This window comes from Streptomyces celluloflavus (assembly GCA_000720995.1).
Lineage (GTDB): Bacteria > Actinomycetota > Actinomycetes > Streptomycetales > Streptomycetaceae > Streptomyces > Streptomyces celluloflavus.
Genome location: JOEL01000068.1, coordinates 1 through 20,028 on the forward strand (window position 1 = coordinate 1; position 20,028 = coordinate 20,028).

Consider the following 20,028-nt stretch of genomic DNA (forward strand, 5'->3'; position numbering starts at 1 on the left):
TGTGCCCTCACGGAACCAGCGATACGCGGTACGCGGGGCAATCCCCTGCGCGCGTGCCCATTCCGTCAGGTTCATACACGAGATCGTACAACACTCATGGCTCCTAAAGGACACTCATGGACACTTACGTGAGAGCAGTTCCTGACCCTCAGTAGGACTTGGGCAGCCCCAGCGACTGGTGCGAGACGAAGTTGAGGATCATCTCGCGGCTGACCGGCGCGATCCGGGCGACCCGCGCGGCGGTGATGAGCGAGGCGAGGCCGTACTCCTGGGTGAGGCCGTTGCCGCCGAGGGTGTGTACGGCCTGGTCCACGGCGTGCACCGCGGCCTCGGCCGCCGCGTACTTGGCCATGTTCGCGGCCTCGCCCGCCGCCATGTCGTCACCCGCGTCGTAGAGGTACGCGGCCTTCTGCATCATCAGCCGGGCGAGTTCCAGCTCGATATGGGCCTGGGCGAGCGGGTGCGCGACGGCCTGGTGGGCGCCGATCGGCTCCTTCCAGACCTGCCGGGTGCGGGCGTAGTCGACGGCCCGTTCCAGGGCGTAGCGGCCCATGCCGAGGGCGAACGCGGCGGTCATGATCCGCTCGGGGTTGAGCCCGGCGAAGAGCTGGAGCAGTCCGGCGTCCTCGTCGCCGACCAGCGCCTGCGCGGGAAGCCGCACCTCGTCCAGGGTCAGCTCGAACTGCTTCTCCGGCGCGGCCAGTTCCATCGCGATCGGACGGCGTCCGAAGCCGGGCGCCTCGCGCTCCACGATGAACAGGCAGGGCTTGAGGCGTCCGGTCCTGGCGTCCTCGGTGCGGCCGACGATCAGGGTCGCGTCGGCGATGTCCACACCGGAGACGAAGACCTTGCGGCCGTTGAGGATCCAGTCCGTACCGTCCCGGCGGGCGGTGGTCGTGATGCGGTGCGAGTTGGAACCGGCGTCCGGTTCGGTGATGCCGAAGGCCATCTTGCGGGTGCCGTCCGCCAGGCCCGGCAGCCAGTCCCGCCGCTGCTCGTCGGTGCCGAACCGGGCGATGACCGTACCGCAGATGGCGGGCGAGACGACGAGCATCAGCAGCGGGCAGCCGGCGGCCCCCAACTCCTCCAGCACGATGGAGAGTTCGGCGATACCGCCGCCTCCGCCGCCGTACTCCTCGGGCAGGTTGGCGCCGAGGTAGCCGAGCCGGGCGGCCTCCGCCCAGAGCGCGTCGGTGTGCCCGCCCGCCGCGACGGCGTTCGTGAAGTAGGCGCGGCCGTAGCGCTTGCCGAGCGCGGCGACGGCGGCGCGCAGCGCGCGGTGCTCCTCGGTCTCGATCGCGGGGTGGCGCACAGCGCTGGCCGGGGTGGTGCTCGTGGCGTCGTTCGTGGGGCTGTTCACGGCGTTGCTCACGACGGCTCCTTGGCGGGAGGGGTGGGGTGAAGTGGGGTCGGGGACGGGCGGACGGGGTGGTGCGGTCACTCCGTGACGACGGCGAGCAGGGTGCCGACCTCGACCTGCTGCCCGGTACGGACGGGCAGCGCGGTGAGGGTACCGGCGGCGGGTGCGGTGATCCGGTGTTCCATCTTCATCGCCTCCAGCCACAGCAGCGGCTGCCCGGCGCCGACCCGGTCGCCCGCGGTGAGCCCCGGCGCGATCCGTACGACGGTGCCGGGCATCGGCGCGAGCAGTGAGCCGGGTTCCGTCCCGGCGGTGGGGTCGGGGAAGCGCGGCCGGGCGGTGAAGGCGTACCCGCCGAGCGAGGAGTCGACGTGGACCCGGTCGCCGTAGCGCGCGACGGTGAACTCCCGCCGCAGTCCGTCGACTTCGAGGACGACATGGTCCGGTGCGAGGCCGAGCAGCCGTATACCGGGGAAGTCCTCGGCGGTCAGTCCGTCGCGGCCGAGGCGGTAGCGGATCTCGTACTCGGCGCCCGTGCCGCCGTCGGCCGCGTAGGTCTTGGTCTGCGGCTGTGAGGGGACGTTGCGGAAGCCGCCGAACCGGGAGCGGCCGGCCGCGTCGGCGAGCGCGGCGGCCAGCGCGGCGACCCGCTCCCGGGCGGTCCTGGTGGTGTCGCGGGCGGTCAGCGCGGCGAGGTGGCGGCCGTAGAAGCCGGTGCCGAGGCGGGCGGGGGTGGTGAAGTCCGGGTGGCGCAGCGAGCGGACCAGCAGATCGCGGTTGGTGACCGGGCCGTGGAGGTGGGTCCGCTCCAGGGCGTGCGCGAGCCGCCGGACGGCCTCGTCGCGGGTCGGCGCCCAGGCGATGACCTTGGCGAGCATCGGGTCGTAGTGCACACCGATCGGATCGCCGTCGGTGACGCCGGAGTCGAGCCGGACGCCGTCGGGCACCGCCAGCCGGTGCAGGGTGCCGGTCTGCGGCTGCCAGTCGGCGGCCGGGTCCTCCGCGTAGAGCCGCGCCTCGACCGCGTGCCCGCGCGGCGCCGGCGGTTCACCGTCCAGGCGTTCCCCCTCGGCGATCCGCAACTGGAGTGCCACGAGGTCGAGTTGGTGGACCGCCTCGGTCACCGGATGTTCGACCTGGAGGCGGGTGTTCATCTCCAGGAAGTACGCCCGCGCGGGGCCGGAGTCGCCCTCGTCCAAGGCGCCGGGCCGTGCGTCGGAAGCGGCGCCGGGCGCGACCAGGAACTCCACCGTGCCCGCGCCCCGGTAATCGACGGCGCGGGCGGCCCGCGCCGCGGCCTCGTGCAGGGCGCTGCGCAGCGGGTCGGGCAGCGCGGGGGCCGGGGCCTCCTCGATGACCTTCTGGTGCCGCCGCTGGAGGGAGCAGTCGCGGGTGCCGAGCGTCCAGACCGTGCCGTACGCGTCGGCGAGGATCTGTACCTCGACATGGCGGCCGTCCACGACATACGGCTCGACGAACACCTCCCCGTCACCGAACGCCGACGCCGCCTCGGCCCGCGCCGCCGCCAGCTCCGCGTCCAGATCCGCCAGTCGTGTCACCGTCCGCATCCCGCGTCCGCCGCCGCCGGCCGCCGCCTTCACCAGCAGTGGCAGTTCGGCGGCGGTGGCCAGGGCCGGGGCGACGGGCGCCAGCAGCGGCACCCCGGCCGCCGCCATCAGCTCCTTGGCCCGGGTCTTGGACGCCATGGCCTCGATGGCGGCGGGTGGCGGCCCGATCCAGACCAGTCCGGCGGCGGTGACCGCGGCCGCGAAACCGGCGTTCTCGGAGAGGAAGCCGTAGCCGGGGTGGACGGCGTCCGCGCCCGCCGCGAGGGCGGCCCGCACGATCAGGTCGCCGCGCAGATAGGTGTCGGCCGGGGCGTCGCCCGGGAGCCGTACGGCGGTGTCCGCCTCCCGGACGTGGGGTGCGTCCGCGTCCGCGTCGGAGTACACGGCGACGGTGGAGATGCCCAGCTCACGGCAGGTACGGAAGATCCGCCGGGCGATTTCGCCGCGGTTGGCGACGAGCAGGGAAGAGATCACGGGTTCCTCACATCCGGAAGACGCCGAAGCCGCCGCGCGCGCCCTCGACCGGGGCGGTGTGCAGGGCGGACAGGCACAGGCCGAGGACGGTGCGGGTGTCGCGCGGGTCGATGACGCCGTCGTCGTAGAGCCGCCCGGACAGGAACAGGGGCAGCGACTCGGACTCGATCTGCGCCTCCACCATGGCGCGCAGCGCCGCGTCCGCCTCCTCGTCGTAGGGCCGTCCCTTCGCGGTGGCCGAGGCGCGGGCGACGATCGAGAGCACCCCGGCGAGCTGCTGCGGCCCCATGACGGCGGACTTGGCGCTCGGCCAGGCGAAGAGGAACCGCGGGTCGTAGGCCCGGCCGCACATGCCGTAGTGCCCCGCGCCGTACGAGGCGCCCAGCAGCACGCTCAGATGCGGGACCTTCGAGTTCGACACCGCGTTGATCATCATCGCGCCGTGCTTGATGATGCCGCCCTGTTCGTACTCCTTGCCGACCATGTAGCCGGTGGTGTTGTGCAGGAACAGCAGCGGGATGTCGCGCTGGTTGGCCAGTTGGATGAACTGGGCGGCCTTCTGCGACTCGGCGCTGAACAGCACGCCCTGCGCATTGGCGAGGATGCCGACCGGATAGCCGTGCAGCGCGGCCCAGCCGGTCACCAGGCTCGGTCCGTACAGCGGTTTGAACTCGTCGAAGTCCGAGCCGTCCACGATCCGGGCGATGACCTCGCGCGGGTCGAAGGGTGCCTTGAGGTCGCCGGGGACGATGCCCAGCAGTTCTTCCTCGTCGTACCTCGGCGGTTCGGCGGGTCCCGGATCGGGGTGCGCCTTGCGCCAGTTGAGGCGGGCGATCACCCGCCGGGCCTGCCGCAGCGCGTCCGGCTCGTCGACGGCGAAGTGGTCGGCGAGCCCGGAGGTGCGGGCGTGCATCTCGGCGCCGCCCAGCGATTCGTCGTCGCTCTCCTCGCCGGTCGCCATCTTCACCAGCGGCGGCCCGCCCAGGAAGACCTTGGCCCGTTCCCTGACCATGATCACGTGGTCGGACATCCCGGGGACGTACGCACCGCCGGCGGTGGAGTTGCCGAAGACGACGGCGACGGTCGGGATGCCGGCCGCGGAGAGCCGGGTGAGGTCCTTGAACAGCGCCCCGCCCGGGATGAAGATCTCTTTCTGGCTCGGCAGGTCGGCGCCGCCGGACTCGACGAGCGAGACGACCGGGAGCCGGTTGGCGGCGGCTATCTCGTTGGCCCGCAGCGCCTTCCGGAGCGTCCAGGGGTTGCTGGCCCCGCCGCGCACCGTCGGGTCGTTGGCGGTGACCAGGCACTCCACGCCCTCGATGACGCCGATGCCGGTGACCAGCGAGGCGCCCACCTGATAGTCGCTGCCCCAGGCGGCGAGCGGCGACAGTTCCAGGAACGGGGTGTCGGGGTCCAGCAGCAGTTCGATCCGCTCGCGGGCGAGCAGTTTGCCGCGCTTGCGGTGCCGTTCGCGGTACTTCTCGCCGCCGCCGTCGAGCGCGCCGCCGTGTGCGGCCGCCACCTCCGCCAGCTTCGCGAGCATCGCCGCGCGGCGCTCCGCGTACTCGGCGTCCGCCGGATCGAGTCCGGTCGCCAGCACGGTCACAGCAACACCTCCGGTATCTCCAGGTACCGCGAACGCAGCCACTCCCCCACGGCCTTGGCCTGCGGATCGAACCGGGCCTGCGCCGCGACCCCCTCTCCGAGCAGCCCGTCCACCACGAAGTTCAGCGCCCGCAGCCGGGGCAGCACATGCCGGTCGACCGGCAATCCGGCGGTCTCCGGCAGCAGTTGGCGGAACCGCTCGACGGTCAGCTCATGCACCAGCCACCGCCAAGCCTGGTCCGTACCGACCCACACCCCCACGTTCGCCGAACCGCCCTTGTCGCCGCTGCGCGCACCCGCGACCCGGCCGAGCGGGGCCCGCCGGACAGGCAGCCCGGGGTCGAGAGGGGGCGGCAGCGGCGGATCGGGCAGCCGCGCCAACTCCCGTGTCTCTTCGGGGGGTTGTACGTACACCCGGGTACCGTCCGGCAGTACCGCGAGATGCGGCACCGCCGCCCGGTCCACCGCGACCGCCTCGAAGACACCGTACGGGTCGCCCTTGCCGGGCGGCGCGGTGACATGGAATCCGGGGTAGCTGCCCAGCGCCAGCTCGACCGCGGCGCCGCTGACCACCCGCCCCACCGCGGCCGGATCGGCGTCCCGCACCACCAGCCGCAGCAGGGCGCTCGCCTCCTCCTGGACGGCGGCGTCCGCGTGGTCGGTGCGGGCCAGCGTCCACCGCACCTCGGCCGGGCGCCGCCCGGCGGTGTCGAAGGCCGCCGCCATCTGCGCGCGGACCAGCTCCGCCTTGGCGTCGATGTCCAGCCCGGTCAGGACGAAGGTGACCTCGTTGCGCCAGCCGCCCAGGCGCGTCAGTCCGGCCTTCAGGGACGGCGGCGGCGCCTCGCCGCGCACCCCCTCGATCCGGACCCGGTCGGCGCCGTCCGCCGTCAGCCGGACGGTGTCCAGCCGGGCCGTCACATCCGGCCCGGCGTAGCGCGCCCCGGCCGTCTCGTAGAGCAGCTGGGCGGTGACCGTACCGGGCGTGACCGCGCCGCCGGTGCCGGGATGCTTGGTGATCACCGAGCTGCCGTCCACGGCGATCTCGGCGAGCGGGAAACCGGGCCGGCGTACGTCATGGGCGCCGAAGAACGCGTAGTTGCCGCCGGTCGCCTGGGCGCCGCATTCGAGGACGTGCCCGGCGACGACCGCACCGGCCAGCTGATCCAGGTCCTGCGGCCGCCATCCGAAATGGGCCGCGGCCGCCCCGCTGACCAGCGCGGCATCGGTGACCCGGCCGGTCACCACCACCTGGGCACCGGCCCGCAGACAGGCGGCGATCCCGCCGCCGCCCAGATAGGCGTTGGCCGTGAGCACCTCCGGGCCCCAGCCGTCCACGGTGCGCCCGAGCGCCGCCACCTGCCCGGGGTCCCCCGACCAGCCGGGGTCCGCCGGGGCACCGAAGTCTCCGGGCGCCCCGCGCCGCGCCAGCAGATCGTCGCCCTCCACATGCGCCACCCGTACGGGCACCCCGGCCTTCGCCGCCAACTCCCGTATCGCATCGGCCAGTCCGGCCGGGTTGAGCCCGCCCGCGTTGGTGACGATCCGCACGCCGCGGTCGACGGCCAGTCCGAGGTTCTCCTCCAGCTGCCGCAGGAACGTCCGCGCGTAGCCCCGGTCGGGGTGCCGCTGCCGGTCCCGGCCGAGGATCAGCATGGTCAGCTCGGCAAGATAGTCACCGGTCAGCACGTCCAGAGGACCGCCGGTGAGCATCTCGCGGACGGCGTCGAAGCGGTCACCGTAGAAGCCGGAGGCGTTGCCGATGCGCAGGACGGCGGGGCGGGCGGCGGGTGGCGATCCCTCGGGGGCCGGGGCGTCGGGGCGCGGGGTGCTCATATGGAGCCGTCCTCGGCACCGTCTCCTGCCGGGCCGTTCCCGGTCCGCCCGCTCCCGGCGGGGGCGCGCCCCTGCCCCGGCGGGCCCGCGAACGCCTGGGCGATCCCCAGCCACCGCTCCGCGTCGGCCCCTTCGGACCGTACGGACACCGCGTCGTCCCGGTGCAGCCGCTGGGTCACCAGCAGACAGAACTCCAGCGCGTCACCGGTCACCCGCTGCGCGGCGTCCGGCGGCCCGTACGTCCAGAGCGCACCGTCCGGCGCCCGCAGTTCGACGCGGAACTCCTCGGCGGGCGGGGTGAGTTGATGGGCCGCGTAGGAGTAGTCCCGGGCCCGTACGCCGATATGGGCGACGTGCCGCAGCCGGGCGGTGGGGGTGCGCGTGACGCCCAGCGCGTCGGCGACGTCCTGGCCGTGCGCCCAGGTCTCCATCAGCCGCCCCGTCGCCATCGACGTGACGCTCATCGACGTCGCGAACCACGGCAGTTTCCCCCCGTCCGGCCGGTCCGCGAGCGCGCGCAGCAGCGCCTCGCGGGTAGCCCGCCACTCCGCCAGCAGTTCGGCGGGCGCCAGCCGCGCCCCGGCTCGGGCGCCGTCGTCGACGAAGGTCAGCGGCGCGGTGGCCAGCGCCTCCCGCGCGGCGCGCCGGAAACCGTCCGGGTCGGTGGCGGAGCGCAGCGCCTGCCGGTCGGTCCAGGCCAGATGGGCGATCTGGTGGGCGACGGTCCAGCCCTCGGCGGGGGTGGGCGCCGCCCACCGCTCGGCCGGGAGTCCGGCCACCAGCCCGTCCAGCTCGTCGCACTCATCCCTGAGGTCCGCCAGTACGGCGCCGGGATCGGACACGCGACACTCCCCTCATCGGCCCCATTGCCCTACGGGCAGGGCGCGTTGGCATACGTGACGGCCCACGGCGGGAGCCGCGGCCGTGCGGGTGCGGTGCGAGGTGGTGCGGGGTGATGCGCTTCGAGCGTGGCAGCGCCGGAAGAAACAATCAAGCACGCCTGCATGATTCACGCCGCGGTCGTCGGACGCCGTCCGGCGGCATCCCGGCGTCGCGCGGCAGATATTCGGCAGGCGTTCGGCGGGTGTTCGGCATCGTCCAGCAGGTGTTCGGCCGGCACCCGGCGGACGCCACCGCCAAGCCGGTGAATGTGGCGCCCCGACAGGTGACGGCCCGAAGACACGGCCGGATGTCTCCGCCTCCCGCGCGCCTCCCCGGGAGTATCCGTCTACCGCTGCACGCTCCACCCACCCCGCACATTCCCCGGAAGGACGGCCGAGCCGCGATGCGCGCCACCGCACTGAACCTCTCCGCAGCCACCGCCGCCGGGCTGCTCGTCTGGAGCCTGCCGGTGGCCGCGAGCGCCGCGGCGCCCAAGGGGCCGGCCCCGCGCACCGTGAAGGTGCAGGGCAAGCTGGACGGCCTGACCGCGCGGTGCCCGGCCGGCTACCACGCGTCCGGCGGCGGTTTCGAGATCCCCGGCTACGAGATGGAACAGGCCGTCACCGCCTCCCGCCCCACCACCGACGGCACCGGCTGGGTGGTCAGCGCCAGCTCGGTCAACCCCGCCATGCTGCACCAGCTGGAGGTCATCCAGGACAGGCAGGACGCACTGGACAAGGTCATGGGCGACAAGACCGCCACCGACGCGCAGCGGCAGGCCGCGCAGAAGGCCCTGGACGAAGCCCAGAAGACCGCCTACGACATGCCGCAGCGCGCCGCGCTCACCGGGACGGCGTACGCGCTCTGCACGAAATGATCCCGGGGCCGTACCGCGTCACAGCGGCACGGCGAGACCGCGGCACCGCCAGGGACGCCCCCGGTCCGTACGCCGGGGAACCCGTACGGCGGTGCCGCGCCGCCTCAGCCGTGTGACGACGCCCCCGCGACCCGTACCGCGCCCACGCTCGCGACCACGACCAGGCCGATCGCGAGGATCTCGGCCCAGCCCAGCGCCTGGTGCAGGACGAGGAACCCGGCGGTGGCCGCGGCGGCCGGCTCCAGGCTCATCATGACCGCGAAACCGGAGGCCGGGAGCTTGCGCAGGGCGAGCAGTTCCAGGGTGTAGGGCATGACCGAGGACAGCAGGGCGACGGCGGCGCCCAGGCCCAGGGTGACCGGGTCCAGCAGCGCGGTGCCGGCGCTGAAGATGCCGAGCGGCAGGCTGAGCACCGCCGCGACGGTCAGCGCCAGCGCGAGCCCGTCGGCCTGCGGGAAGCGCTGTCCGGTACGGGCCGAGAGCAGGATGTACGCGGCCCACAGGCCACCGGCCGCGAGCGCGCAGCCCGCGCCAACCAGGTTGAGGCTGTCGAAGCCCTCGCGTCCCAGCAGCAGCACGCCACCCAGCGCCAGCGCCGCCCACACCAGGCTCAGCAGCCGACGCGAGGTGGCGACCGACAGGATCAGCGGGCCGAGGAACTCCAGGGTGACCGCCGCGCCCAGCGGAATGCGGTCGATCGCCTGGTAGAAGAGGGAGTTCATACCGACCAGGGCGACGCCGAAGGCGAGCACCGTGGCCCAGTCGCCGCGCGAGTAGCCGCGCACCCTGGGGCGGCAGACGAGCAGCATCACCAGTGCGGCGGCGACCAGCCGGAGCGTGACGACGCCCAGCGCACCGGCCCGCGGGAAGAGCAGCACCGCCACCGACGCGCCGAACTGGAGCGAGACGATGCCGCCGATCACCAGCGCCACCGACCCGAACCGCCCCGGCCCGCCGCCGGCCCCGGCCTCCGCCGCCAGGACCTCGGGCGAGGCCGGTACGGGGCCGGATATCACCCCGTCACCGGACGACCCCCCGAGGTCGGCAGCGGAGACGGCGGACGGGGCACCGTACGGAGCGTCGGCGGACGGGCCGTACGGTGCGGCGGCGGAGGAGCCGGCAGGGGCGGGAGTGGCCGAACGGGGGCCATCGGAACTGGCGGGCGATGAGGTCACCCCACCCACGCTACGGCCCGCCCTTCCCGTCCGTGAAATGCCTTTTCTCCTGTTGTTATGCTCCGCACGCATGAGCATCGAGCTGCGTCATTTCCGCTGCTTTCTGGCCATCGCCGACACCCTCAGCGTGACCCGCGCCGCCGAACGGCTGCACCTGACCCAGCCCGCCGTCTCCCGCACCCTGCGCCGCCTGGAGCAGGAACTCGGCATCCGCCTCGTCGACCGCTCCACCCACCACCTCGCGCTCACCCCGGAGGGCCTCGCCTTCCGCGACCGGGCGGCGATCGCGGTGGCCGCCTTCGACCGGGCGCTCGGCCAGGCGGGCCACACCGTCTGGCCGCTGCGCCTGGGGCATGCCTGGTCGGCGGCCGGCGCGTACACCACGGCGCTGCTCCGCCGCTGGCACGAGGAGTACCCCGACACCCCGCTCGAACTGCTCCGGGTCGACGACCGCACCGCCGGGCTGGCCCGCGGCGAGGTGGACATCGCCCTGCTGCGCGGCGAGGTGGCCGCCCCGGGCCTGATCACCGAGCAGCTCACCACCGAGTCCCGGGTGGCCGGTCTGCCGGCCGACGATCCGCTCGCCCACCGCACCTCGCTCACCCTCGCCGAGCTGGCCGGCCGCACCATGGCCCTGAACACCGTCTCCGGCAGCACCACCCTCGACCTCTGGCCCGCGACGGCCCGCCCGGCCACCAGCATCACCATCGGCAACACGGACGACTGGCTCGCCGCCATCACCGGCGGCCGCGCCGTGGGGGTCACCACGACCGGTACGGCCCGGATGCACCCCCATCCCGCGATGGCCTACGTCCCCCTGTCCGACGCCCCGCCCGTCCCCGTCGTCCTCGCCTGGCGCGACGCCCCGGGCCACCCCCGCATCCCGGACCTGATCGCCCTGGCGCGTGCGGTCATCGGGGCGGCGGGGGACGCGGCGGCGGACGACCATGGATATGGCGGAGGGGTCGGCGCGCGCCGCGGCCCTGCTCACCATTCCGGCGAGTAAACCTCACCGGCCGCCAGGACTCGGCGCGGATTCCACGACGGGAATGGAGTCGGGTTCACGAAGCGACGGCCGATGTCAACTACCCCACCACAACCGCCACTTGTCCGGTTCACCCCGCTTTCCTTGCTTGACCGCACACTGCCCCAGGTTGCAGGGTAAGAGCCGTGATCAGCCGGGAATCCGGGCTGGACATTTCGCATGGCGCCGTCTCGTAATCCCTCGGCACCGTCCCGGAATCCCTTCACCGCCCGTGGGCAGGAAATGGAGAGGAAAAGACATGACCGAATGGAGCACGGCACAGACCGATGCGCGCCGGACGCTGATGCAGTGGGTATTCGGGGCGCGGGCCACGGAGGTCGTCAGCGTGGCGACCAGGATGGATCTCGCCGACACGATCGGGGACGGCGAGGCGGATGTCACCGAGCTCGCCCGGGGATACGAGATTCCCCCGGAGCAGTTGAACCGGCTGCTCCGCGCGCTCGCCAGCCTCGGATTGTGTACGGAGCCCCGCCCCGGCACCTTCGCGCTCACCGAGGCCGGTTCATTACTGCGCAAGGGGCACCCGGCGTCGCTGCACGACTTCGCCGGATTCCACACCGCGCCGGTGTCGCTGGCGCCCTGGTCCCGCCTGGAATCCAACATACGCACCGGCCGCACCGCTTTCGACGAGCACTTCGGCATGCCGATATACGAGTACCTCGGCAACGAACCGGAACTGTCGGCGGTGTTCAACACCGCCATGAGCCAGGAGACCCACCGGACGGCCGCCACGCTGACCGAACACTACGACTTCGGCCGGTTCACCACGGTCACCGATATCGGCGGCGGCGACGGCACCCTGCTCGCCTCGATCCTGAAGGGCCGGCCCGGTCTGAGCGGTGTCGTGTTCGACACCGCCGAGGGCGCGGGCCAGGCGGCCGGCACCATAAAGGCCGCCGGGCTGGAAAAGCGCTGCACGGTCGCCACCGGGAACTTCCTCGAAGCCGTACCGGCCGGCGCGGATCTCTATATGATCAAAAGCGTCATCCACAACTGGGACGACGACCGCGCGGCCACCATTCTCCGGAACTGCCGCACGGCGATGTCCGCGGAGAGCCGGCTGCTGATCGTGGATGTGGTACTCCCCGAGACGGTAATCCCGGACTCCTCGGAATTGAATCCTTATCTCAAGGACCTTCAGATGATGGTGCTCGTCGGCGGAAAAGAACGCACCCGCGCCGACTTCGAGAAATTGTGCACGCGGGCGGGGCTCACCCTCACCGATATCGTGACGCTGCCGTCGCACGTCGGCCTGAGCCTGATCGAAGCGGTCCCGAGCTGACCCTGCGGCGCGCCCCGCGGCGGAGCCGGGCCGGTGGCTCCGGCCTGGCTCCCCGCCGGAAAGCCCGCCCCGCTACCCCTCCTCCAGTCCCTCCGCCAGCACCTCCGCCAGGTGGCGGCCGCGGCGGTCGGTGAGCTCGCCGAGCTGGGTGCGGCAGGAGAAGCCGTCGGCGAGCACCTCGGCCCCGTCACCGGACGCGCGGACGGCGGGGAGGAGTTGGTCCTCGGCGCAGGCGACGGAGACCTCGTAATGGCCGCGTTCGAAACCGAAGTTCCCGGCCAGTCCACAGCATCCGCCGCTCAACTCGCCCACCAGCCCGGCCCGTTCGCGCAGCCGCCGCTCCGCCCCGTCGCCCAGGACGGCGTGCTGATGGCAGTGCGTCTGCCCGACGACGGGGCGGTCCAGGCGCGGCGGCCGCCAGTCGGGGGCCAGCTCCTCCAGCACCTGCGCGAAGGTCCGTACGGAGGCGGCCAGCCCGGCGGCCCGCGGATCGTCCGCCAGCAGTTCGGGCAGGTCCGTACGGAGCGCGGCGGCGCAGCTCGGTTCGAGGACGACCAGCGGGCGGCCCGCCGCCAGCAGCGGGGCCAGCACCTCGACCGTACGCCGCATGACCGCCCGCGCCCGGTCGAGCTGACCGGTGGAGACGTACGTCAGGCCGCAGCAGAGGGCGCGGCGGCGCGGCGGACGGCGGCGGGAGGAGGAGGCGCCGGGCGGGCGCAGGGGGGTGGTGGGCGGCAGCAGGGGCCGCAGTCCGGCCGACTCCAGGACGCGGACGGCGGCCCGGCCGACCTCCGGGGAGAGGAAGTTGGTGAAGGTGTCGGGCCAGAGGATCACCACCGGACCAGCCTGGGTCTTCGGGGCGGCCTCCGATTCCCGCCTCCGCCGCCACCACCAGCGGGTGAACGGCTCGGTGGCCAGGCGCGGTACGGGGCGCTCGGGCGTGATCCCGGCGAGGCGTTTGCCGACGGCGGCGAGCGGGGTGCGGGCGAGGGCGTTGAGCACCGGTGCGGCCGGGGCGGCGGCGCGCAGCCATTCGGGCAGCCGGCCCAGGACGTGGTGCGCGGCGGGGCGCGGGCGGTCCGCGTAGTGGTGGTGCAGGAACTCCGCCTTGTAGGTGGCCATGTCCACCCCGACCGGGCAGTCGCTGCGGCACCCCTTGCAGGACAGGCAGAGGTCGAGGGCGTCGCGCACCTCGGCCGAGCGCCAGCCGTCCGTGACGACCTCACCGGCGAGCATCTCGTGCAGCAGCCGCGCCCGGCCCCGGGTGGAGTGCTGCTCCTCGCCGGTGGCGCGGAAGGACGGGCACATGACGTCCGCCGATCCCGAACCCGTCGCGGCGGTACGGCACTTGGCGACGCCCACGCACCGCCGTACCGCCGCCGAGAAGTCGCCGCCGTCCTGCGGATAGCCGAACTCCACCGGGACCGGCCGCCGCGGCAGCACCGCGAAGCGCAGGTTCGCGTCCAGCCGGGCGGGCCGTACGAGCATCCCCGGGTTCAGTCCGGCGGCCGGATCCCACAGGTCCTTGAACCGTTCGAAGAGGCCGACCAGCGCCGGTCCGTACATCTTCGGCAGCAGTTCGGCGCGGGCCTGTCCGTCACCGTGCTCACCGGACAGCGAGCCGCCGTGCGCGACGACCAACTCACCGAGGTCATAGGAGAATTGGCGGAAGCGGCGGATGCCGGGCGGGGTCAGCAGGTCGAAGTCGATGCGGACGTGGATGCAGCCGTCGCCGAAGTGGCCGTACGGCGTGCCGCGCAGTCCGTGCTGGGCGAGGAGGGCGCGGAAGTCCCGCAGATACGGGCCGAGCCGGGCGGGCGGTACGGCGCAGTCCTCCCAGCCGGGCCACGCCTCGCTGCCGTCCGGCAGCCGGGTCGCGGTCCCCGAGGCGTCCTCGCGCACCCGCCACAGGGCCCGCTGCCCGGCCGGGCCGGCGACCACCGTATGGCCGGTGGTGCCGTCCGCCGCCACCCGGCAGAGCGCCTCGGCCCCCGCCACCGCCGCGCCCCGGCTCTCCCCGCCCGTCTCCACGAACAGCCAGGCACCCCCGTCGGGCAGCCCGGCCGCGCCCCGCACCGCACCGCCCACCAGATCGGCGGCCATCCCCTCCACCGTCAGCGGCCCGTACGGCAGCAGGGTGTGCGCGGCCTCGGCCGCCGCGCTCTCGTCCGGATACCCGAGCACCGCCAGCGCCCGCGCCTTCGGCGCCTCCACCAGCCGTACGGTCGCCTCGGTCAGCACTCCGAGAGTGCCCTCGCTGCCGGTGAGCGCACGCGCCAGATCGGCGCCCTGCTCCGGCAGCAGCGCGTCCAGCGCATAGCCGGAGATCCGCCGCGGCAGCTCCGGATAGCCGGTGCGCAGCAGTGCCAGTTCCCCGTCCACCAGGGCCCGTACGCCGTCCCGCAGCCGCGGCGGCAGCCCGGCGGGACCGCCGCTGCCGGCCGGACCGCGCCCGGCCCGCACCCGCTCCCCGCCGTACGTCAGGAGCGCCAGCTCCGCCACGTTGTCGGCGGTGGTGCCCCAGGCCACCGAATGCGCCCCGCAGGAGTTGTTGCCGATCATGCCGCCGAGGGTGCAGCGGCTGTGCGTGGACGGGTCGGGGCCGAAGGTCAGGCCGTGCGCCCCGGCCGCCGTCCGCAGGTCGTCCAGCACCACGCCGGGCTGCACCACGGCCGTCCGCGCCACCGGGTCCAGCGACACGATCCGCCGCAGATGCCGGGTGAAGTCCAGCACCACGCCGACCCCCGTCGCCTGCCCCGCGATGCTCGTCCCGCCGCCGCGCGGCACCACCGGCACGCCGTGCTCCCGGCACACCCGCAGCGCCGCCGCGACATCGTCCGCATCGCGCGGCGCGACCACCGCCCTGGGCACCCGCCGGTAGTTGGACGCGTCCATCGTCACCAGCGCCCGGTCGGCCGCGGCGAAGGAGACCTCCCCCCGCACCGCGGCCGTCAGTTCCCGCACCAGGTCCCGCTGCTCCGTCGTCTCCGTACGCTCAGCCATGCCCTCAGCCTGCCCACTCCGGCGGGGTACGGCGCCTCGGCGCGCTCCGTCAGCGGCCGGCCGGTCCCGCCGCCGCCACCGGCTGCCCGGCCCGGGGGCCCGGGAGGGCGGACGGATGGAAACGGAAGAGGCCGGCCGGGTCGTGGGCGGCCCGCAGCGCGGTCAGCCGCCGGTGCGTATCCGCCTCGTGCACACCACGCGCCACCGCCGCCGCAGCCACGTCCCTCCGGTCCTCGCTCCCGCCCCCGCTTCCGCCCCCGCCGAACAGGAAGTTCACGCTGCGGCCGACCGTCCACGGTGCGACGGCCGCCAGCGCCTCGGCGTGCAGCGCCCGTGCGGTCTCCTGGTCCGCCACCGGGTCCGCGGCGTCCAGCGGCGACAGCAGCCGCAGCGCGAACCGGGCGGCGCGGTGCCCGACGGTGTCCCGGCGCCCGGCCCCGCCCGCCGCGGTCAGCGCGCCCCCGAGGTGGTTGAGCTGGACCACGCACATCACCGGTGCGGCCGGTCCGGTCAGCGCGGCCACCCGCCGCAGCGCCGCCGCGTCGACCCCGCTGAGCAGCGCGTTGTCGCCGAGGTAGGCGTGCGGATCGCTCGGATCCTGGTGGATGGTGTGCGATTCGGCGTACGGCATCTCGCGCAGCTCGTCGCTCACCCGCGGCCCCACCGCCCGCAGCGGCGCCACCAGCCGCTCCCCTTCCGCGACGCTCCCGGTGTACGCGATCCGGATCTGCGCGAGGTGGCGGCCGCGCAGCGCCGCCGGCAGCTGCGGGATGTCCGGGTACGCGATCAGCGCGACCGATGACGTCAGCTCGTCCGGCACGGTCTCGGTCCACCGCACGTACGCCGCCAGCGCGTCCTCGACGAGGTCGGCGCCGAACACCAGCCGCCCGCCGTACAGCCGCGCCACCGGCAGCAGCCCGAACTCCATCTCCGTCACCACCCCGAAACCGTGCCCGCCGCCGAGCAGCGCCCCGAACAGTTCGGGGTCGTTGTCGGCGGTGACCCGGCGCCGCCGGGCGTCGGCCGTGACGAGTTCGACGGCCCGCACCTGGTCCGTGGCGAAGCCGAACGTACGGGCCAGCACCCCCACCCCGCCGCCGAGCGTGTACCCGACCACGCCGACGCCCGGCGCGGAGCCGTTGAGCGGCGCGAGCCCGTACGGCGCGGCCGCCTCGACCACCTGCCCCCAGACGGCCCCCGCCCCGACCCGCGCGGTACCGGCCACCGGGTCCACCCGCACCGCGGCCATCCGCCGCGTGCTGATCAGCAGCCCGCCGTCGGTCGCCACGGACAGTCCGTGCCCGGTGGCCTGCACCGCGACCGGCAGCCCGCGCCCGGCGGCGAAGTCCACCGCGGCGGCGACATCGTCCGCACCCTCCGCCCCGACGATCACGGCAGGCCGGTGCCGGTACGCCAGCTGGAACCCGGACCGCTCGGCGTCGTAACCGTCGTCACCGGGGAGGAAGACCGGCCCCCGGACCCGCCGGACGAACGCGGCGAAGGCTTCGGGGCCGCCGCCGGCGGGGCTGTCGGGCGTGCGGTTTTCGGGCGTGGGGTCGTCGTACGTGGGGTGGTGGCCCGAGCGGTGGTCGCCCGTACCGTGGTCGCCCGTCGTGCGGTCGTTGTCGTGGTTGCTCTCCATGCGCCGCACTCTGGCGCGATAACTTGACACCGGCCGTCATATATAAAAATCCGGGCATGAACCCACAGGTATAAACCCAGAGGTGAAGTCCGACCGCCTCCTCGCCATCCTCCTGCTGCTCCAGACCCGCGGCCGGGTCCCGGCCGGGGAACTGGCCGAGCGGCTGGAGGTCTCGGCGCGCACCGTCTACCGCGATATCGAATCGCTGTCGGCGGCCGGTGTACCGGTCTACGCCGAGCGCGGCCGGCACGGCGGGATCGCGCTGCTGCCGGGCTTCCGTACGGATGTGACGGGGCTGACCACCGACGAGGCGCGCGCCCTGTTCATCCTGGCGACGCAGGGCGCGCACACCGCCCTCGGGCTGGACGACGCGCTGGGTTCGGCGCTGCGCAAGGTGATGGCGGCGCTGCCCGCACCCCACCGGCCGGCCGCGGAACTGGCGAGCCGCCGCATCCTCGTCGACCCCGACCGCTGGAGGGGCGGCCCGCGCCCCACCGTCGATCTCGGCGTCCTGCACACGGCCGTCTTCACCGACCGCAGGCTGCGCATCCGCTACCGCCACAGCGGCGAGACCCGGCTGCGGACGTACACCGTCGATCCGTACGGGCTCGTGGCCAAGGCCGGGACCTGGTACCTCGTCGCGGACCGGCGCGGCGGACCGCGGCTCTTCCGGGCCGACCGGGTGGCGTCGGCGACCGTGACCGACGCCCCGGTACGCCGCCGCGAGGGCGTGGAGCTGGCCGGTGTCTGGGAGCTGCTGCGCCGCCGGGTGGAGGAGCGCCCCGCCGGGGTACGGGTGACCGCCCGCATCCGCCGGGACCGCCTGGACCTGGCCGTACGCCTCCTCGGCGGGGCACTCACCGGAGCGCCGCCCGCTGCGGACGACGTACCGGGCGGCGCCGGGAAGGGGGACGGACCGGACGCCTCCGACGACGCCTGGGCCACCGTCCAGCTGACCTACCCGGTGCTCGGCGCCGTCCGCCAACTCCTCCAGTTCGGCGACTCCGTCGAGGTCCTCGCACCGCCCGAGGCCCGCCAGGTCATGGCCGAGGGCGCGGCCGCCGTCACCCGCCTGTACGCGGCGGACGGCACGGGCCCCTGACCCGGCGGCCCCGATCCGGTACCGGCCCCCGCCCGGACACCGCTCATCTCATCGGGCGGACGCACCGTAGGGGCCCGTACCGGGACGGATTAGGCTGCGCCCGTGGCTGATATCCAGATTCCCGCTGACATCAAGCCCGCCGACGGACGCTTCGGCGCGGGCCCCTCCAAGGTGCGTACGGAGGCGCTCGGCGCCCTCGCCGCCACCGGCAGCTCTCTTCTCGGTACCTCGCACCGCCAGGCGCCGGTCAAGAACCTGGTCGGAAAGGTGCGCGACGGCGTACGCGACCTCTTCCAGCTCCCCGAGGGCTACGAGGTCGTCCTCGGCAACGGCGGCTCCACCGCCTTCTGGGACATCGCGACGCACGGGCTGATCGAGCGCAAGTCCCAGCACCTCACCTTCGGCGAGTTCTCCGCCAAGTTCGCCAAGGCCGCCAAGCTGGCGCCGTGGCTCAAGGAGCCCACCGTCATCTCCGCGGAGCCGGGCACCCACCCGGAGCCGGTCGCGGAGAAGGGCGTCGATGTCTACGCCTTCACCCACAACGAGACCTCCACCGGCGTCGCGGCCCCCATCCGGCGCGTCGACGGCGCGGACGCGGGCTCCCTCGTCCTGGTCGACGCCACCTCGGGCGCCGGCGGCCTCCCGGTCGACATCACCCAGACCGACGTCTACTACTTCGCCCCGCAGAAGTCCTTCGCCTCCGAGGGCGGCCTGTGGCTGGCGGCCTTCTCCCCCGTCGCCCTGGAGCGCGCCCGCGCCGTCCACGCGACCGGCCGCCACATCCCGGAGTTCTTCTCGCTCCCCACGGCGATCGACAACTCCCTCAAGAACCAGACGTACAACACCCCGGCGCTGTCCACCCTCTTCCTCCTCAACGAGCAGCTGGAGTGGATCAACGGCCAGGGCGGCCTGGACTGGGCGGTCCGCCGCACCGCCACCTCCGCGCGCACCCTGTACGGCTGGGCCGAGGAGTCCAAGTACGCCACCCCGTTCGTCACCGACCCGGCGAAGCGCTCACAGGTCATCGGCACCATCGACTTCAACGACGAGGTGGACGCGGCCGCCGTCGCCAAGGCCCTGCGCGCCAACGGCATCGTCGACACCGAGCCCTACCGCAAGCTCGGCCGCAACCAGCTCCGCATCGCGATGTTCCCGGCCGTCGACCCGTCGGACGTCGAGGCCCTGACGGCCTGCATCGACTACGTGATCGAAAAGCTGTAACCGAGGCGTACGGCACGCAGCACCTGACGAGGCTCCCGGCGTCCACCGCCGGGAGCCTCGCGGCGTCGGGCCGCCCTGCGGGCGGACCGGGAACTCGCCTCGTCGGCCCGGGAGCCGGCGGCGCGATCACAGAGTGCGGAGAAAACCTTCGAGGCTCTCGTTGAACACGTCCGGGCGTTCCATGTTGGGGTAGTGGGCGGTCCGGTCGACCGAGATGGCGCGGCCGTCGGCGACGGTACGGATGAGGCGTTCGGCCATACCGATGTGGTCGGGCGAGTCGATGGCACCGTTGATGGCCAGCACGGGAACATCGATCTTCGCGGCGCGCTCCCAGGTGTCGTGGGCCGGGATGAGCAAGTCGGGCTCGTCGGCGGTGTGCTTGGACAGGGTGCTCCGCGCCATCCGGCGCAGACGGCCCACGACCTCGGGGTCGAGATCGTCAAGGGTGCGCTGCGGGCCCGCGGCGAAGAGCGTGAACGCCTCGACCGAGGCGTCCAGGTCGCCGGCGGCCATCGCCGAGTGCCACGCCGCCCACATCCGGGTGGTCCAGGGGTCGGTGAAATACGGCTCGTTGGTCCCGGCACCGCTGACGACCACGGCGCTGACCAGTTCCGGGTGCTCCAGCGCGGTATCCACCGCGGTACCGGCCCCCATGGAGACGCCCACCAGGATCGCCGGACCGGTGCCCAAGTGGCGCAGCAGCGCGGCGAGGTCGTCGGTGTGCCGGAACGGTGCGGTGGCGTTGGCGGACCGTCCATGACCGCGGGCGTCCGGCGCGATGACGCGGTACCGCTCGGCGAGGACGGGGATCTGGTCGTCCCACATCGAGTGGTCGAGGAAGCCGCCGTGCAGCAGGACGAGGGGCCGGCCGGTGCCGGTGTCGAGCCAGAACATCTCATTCATGACAACCAAGTTGTCATCAGCGGAAGCGAATGGCAACCAGGGTGTCATTATGG

Annotated in this window: 14 protein-coding genes; 5 read left to right on the forward strand and 9 right to left on the reverse strand. The window is 73.7% G+C overall.

All coding sequences use genetic code 11. The features are described from left to right. Nucleotides 1-148: 148 nt before the first annotated feature. The 5 genes from IH09_RS33500 to IH09_RS33520 form a co-directional block, all read right to left on the reverse strand. The gene (locus IH09_RS33500) at nt 149-1,312 is read right to left on the reverse strand and encodes an acyl-CoA dehydrogenase family protein (protein ID WP_052861355.1); all 1,164 of its coding nucleotides are present in this window, start codon (nt 1,310-1,312) and stop codon (nt 149-151) included. Nucleotides 1,313-1,437: 125 nt separating this feature from the next. Then, nucleotides 1,438-3,402, reverse strand: coding sequence for an ATP-binding protein (locus tag IH09_RS33505; protein WP_052861334.1), 1,965 nt, complete (start codon nt 3,400-3,402; stop codon nt 1,438-1,440). A 7-nt stretch (nt 3,403-3,409) separates the two neighbouring features. After that, nucleotides 3,410-5,008, reverse strand: coding sequence for a carboxyl transferase domain-containing protein (locus tag IH09_RS33510; RefSeq protein WP_052861335.1), 1,599 nt, complete (start codon nt 5,006-5,008; stop codon nt 3,410-3,412). Continuing rightward, on the reverse strand, nt 5,005-6,843 hold the full coding sequence (locus IH09_RS33515; protein WP_052861336.1) for an acyclic terpene utilization AtuA family protein: 1,839 nt from the start codon (nt 6,841-6,843) through the stop codon (nt 5,005-5,007). Before IH09_RS33515 ends, IH09_RS33510 begins: the two co-directional genes overlap by 4 nt. Further along, nucleotides 6,840-7,685 (reverse strand): TIGR03084 family metal-binding protein, encoded by an 846-nt coding sequence (locus IH09_RS33520; protein WP_052861337.1) that lies wholly within the window; start codon nt 7,683-7,685, stop codon nt 6,840-6,842. The genes IH09_RS33515 and IH09_RS33520 overlap by 4 nt, the downstream gene beginning before the upstream one ends. A 443-nt stretch (nt 7,686-8,128) precedes the next feature. Between IH09_RS33520 and IH09_RS33525 the strand changes: the two genes are divergently transcribed. After that, the gene (locus IH09_RS33525; protein WP_052861338.1) at nt 8,129-8,602 is read left to right on the forward strand and encodes a hypothetical protein; all 474 of its coding nucleotides are present in this window, start codon (nt 8,129-8,131) and stop codon (nt 8,600-8,602) included. Between the two features lie 104 nt (nt 8,603-8,706). On the opposite strand, the gene IH09_RS33530 is transcribed toward IH09_RS33525, so the two are convergent. Beyond that, nucleotides 8,707-9,618: an EamA family transporter gene (locus IH09_RS33530; RefSeq protein ID WP_110952757.1), complete on the reverse strand. Its 912-nt coding sequence runs from the start codon at nt 9,616-9,618 to the stop codon at nt 8,707-8,709. A gap of 229 nt (nt 9,619-9,847) precedes the next feature. Between IH09_RS33530 and IH09_RS33535 the strand changes: the two genes are divergently transcribed. Then, entirely contained in the window at nt 9,848-10,783 is a 936-nt protein-coding gene (locus IH09_RS33535) for a LysR family transcriptional regulator (RefSeq protein ID WP_094791406.1), read from the forward strand. A 277-nt stretch (nt 10,784-11,060) separates the two neighbouring features. Then, nucleotides 11,061-12,104, forward strand: coding sequence for a methyltransferase (locus IH09_RS33540; protein WP_052861339.1), 1,044 nt, complete (start codon nt 11,061-11,063; stop codon nt 12,102-12,104). 72 nt (nt 12,105-12,176) lie between these two features. Here IH09_RS33540 and IH09_RS33545 read toward each other — a convergent pair whose 3' ends face one another. After that, nucleotides 12,177-15,107, reverse strand: a complete 2,931-nt coding sequence (locus tag IH09_RS33545) for an FAD-binding and (Fe-S)-binding domain-containing protein (protein ID WP_052861340.1) — start codon at nt 15,105-15,107, stop codon at nt 12,177-12,179. A 49-nt stretch (nt 15,108-15,156) separates the two neighbouring features. Further along, entirely contained in the window at nt 15,157-16,749 is a 1,593-nt protein-coding gene (locus tag IH09_RS33550; RefSeq protein WP_110952758.1) for an FAD-binding oxidoreductase, read from the reverse strand. Nucleotides 16,750-16,831: 82 nt separating this feature from the next. Here IH09_RS33550 and IH09_RS33555 point away from each other — a divergent pair, with 82 nt between their 5' ends. Continuing rightward, nucleotides 16,832-17,851 carry a helix-turn-helix transcriptional regulator gene (locus IH09_RS33555; RefSeq protein ID WP_052861341.1) on the forward strand — a complete coding sequence of 340 codons (1,020 nt, stop codon included), beginning with the start codon at nt 16,832-16,834 and terminating at the stop codon, nt 17,849-17,851. 102 nt (nt 17,852-17,953) lie between these two features. After that, nucleotides 17,954-19,072, forward strand: coding sequence for a phosphoserine transaminase (serC, locus tag IH09_RS33560; protein ID WP_052861342.1), 1,119 nt, complete (start codon nt 17,954-17,956; stop codon nt 19,070-19,072). Between the two features lie 126 nt (nt 19,073-19,198). Here serC and IH09_RS33565 read toward each other — a convergent pair whose 3' ends face one another. Next, on the reverse strand, nt 19,199-19,975 hold the full coding sequence (locus IH09_RS33565) for an alpha/beta fold hydrolase (protein WP_110952759.1): 777 nt from the start codon (nt 19,973-19,975) through the stop codon (nt 19,199-19,201). Nucleotides 19,976-20,028 lie beyond the last annotated feature (53 nt).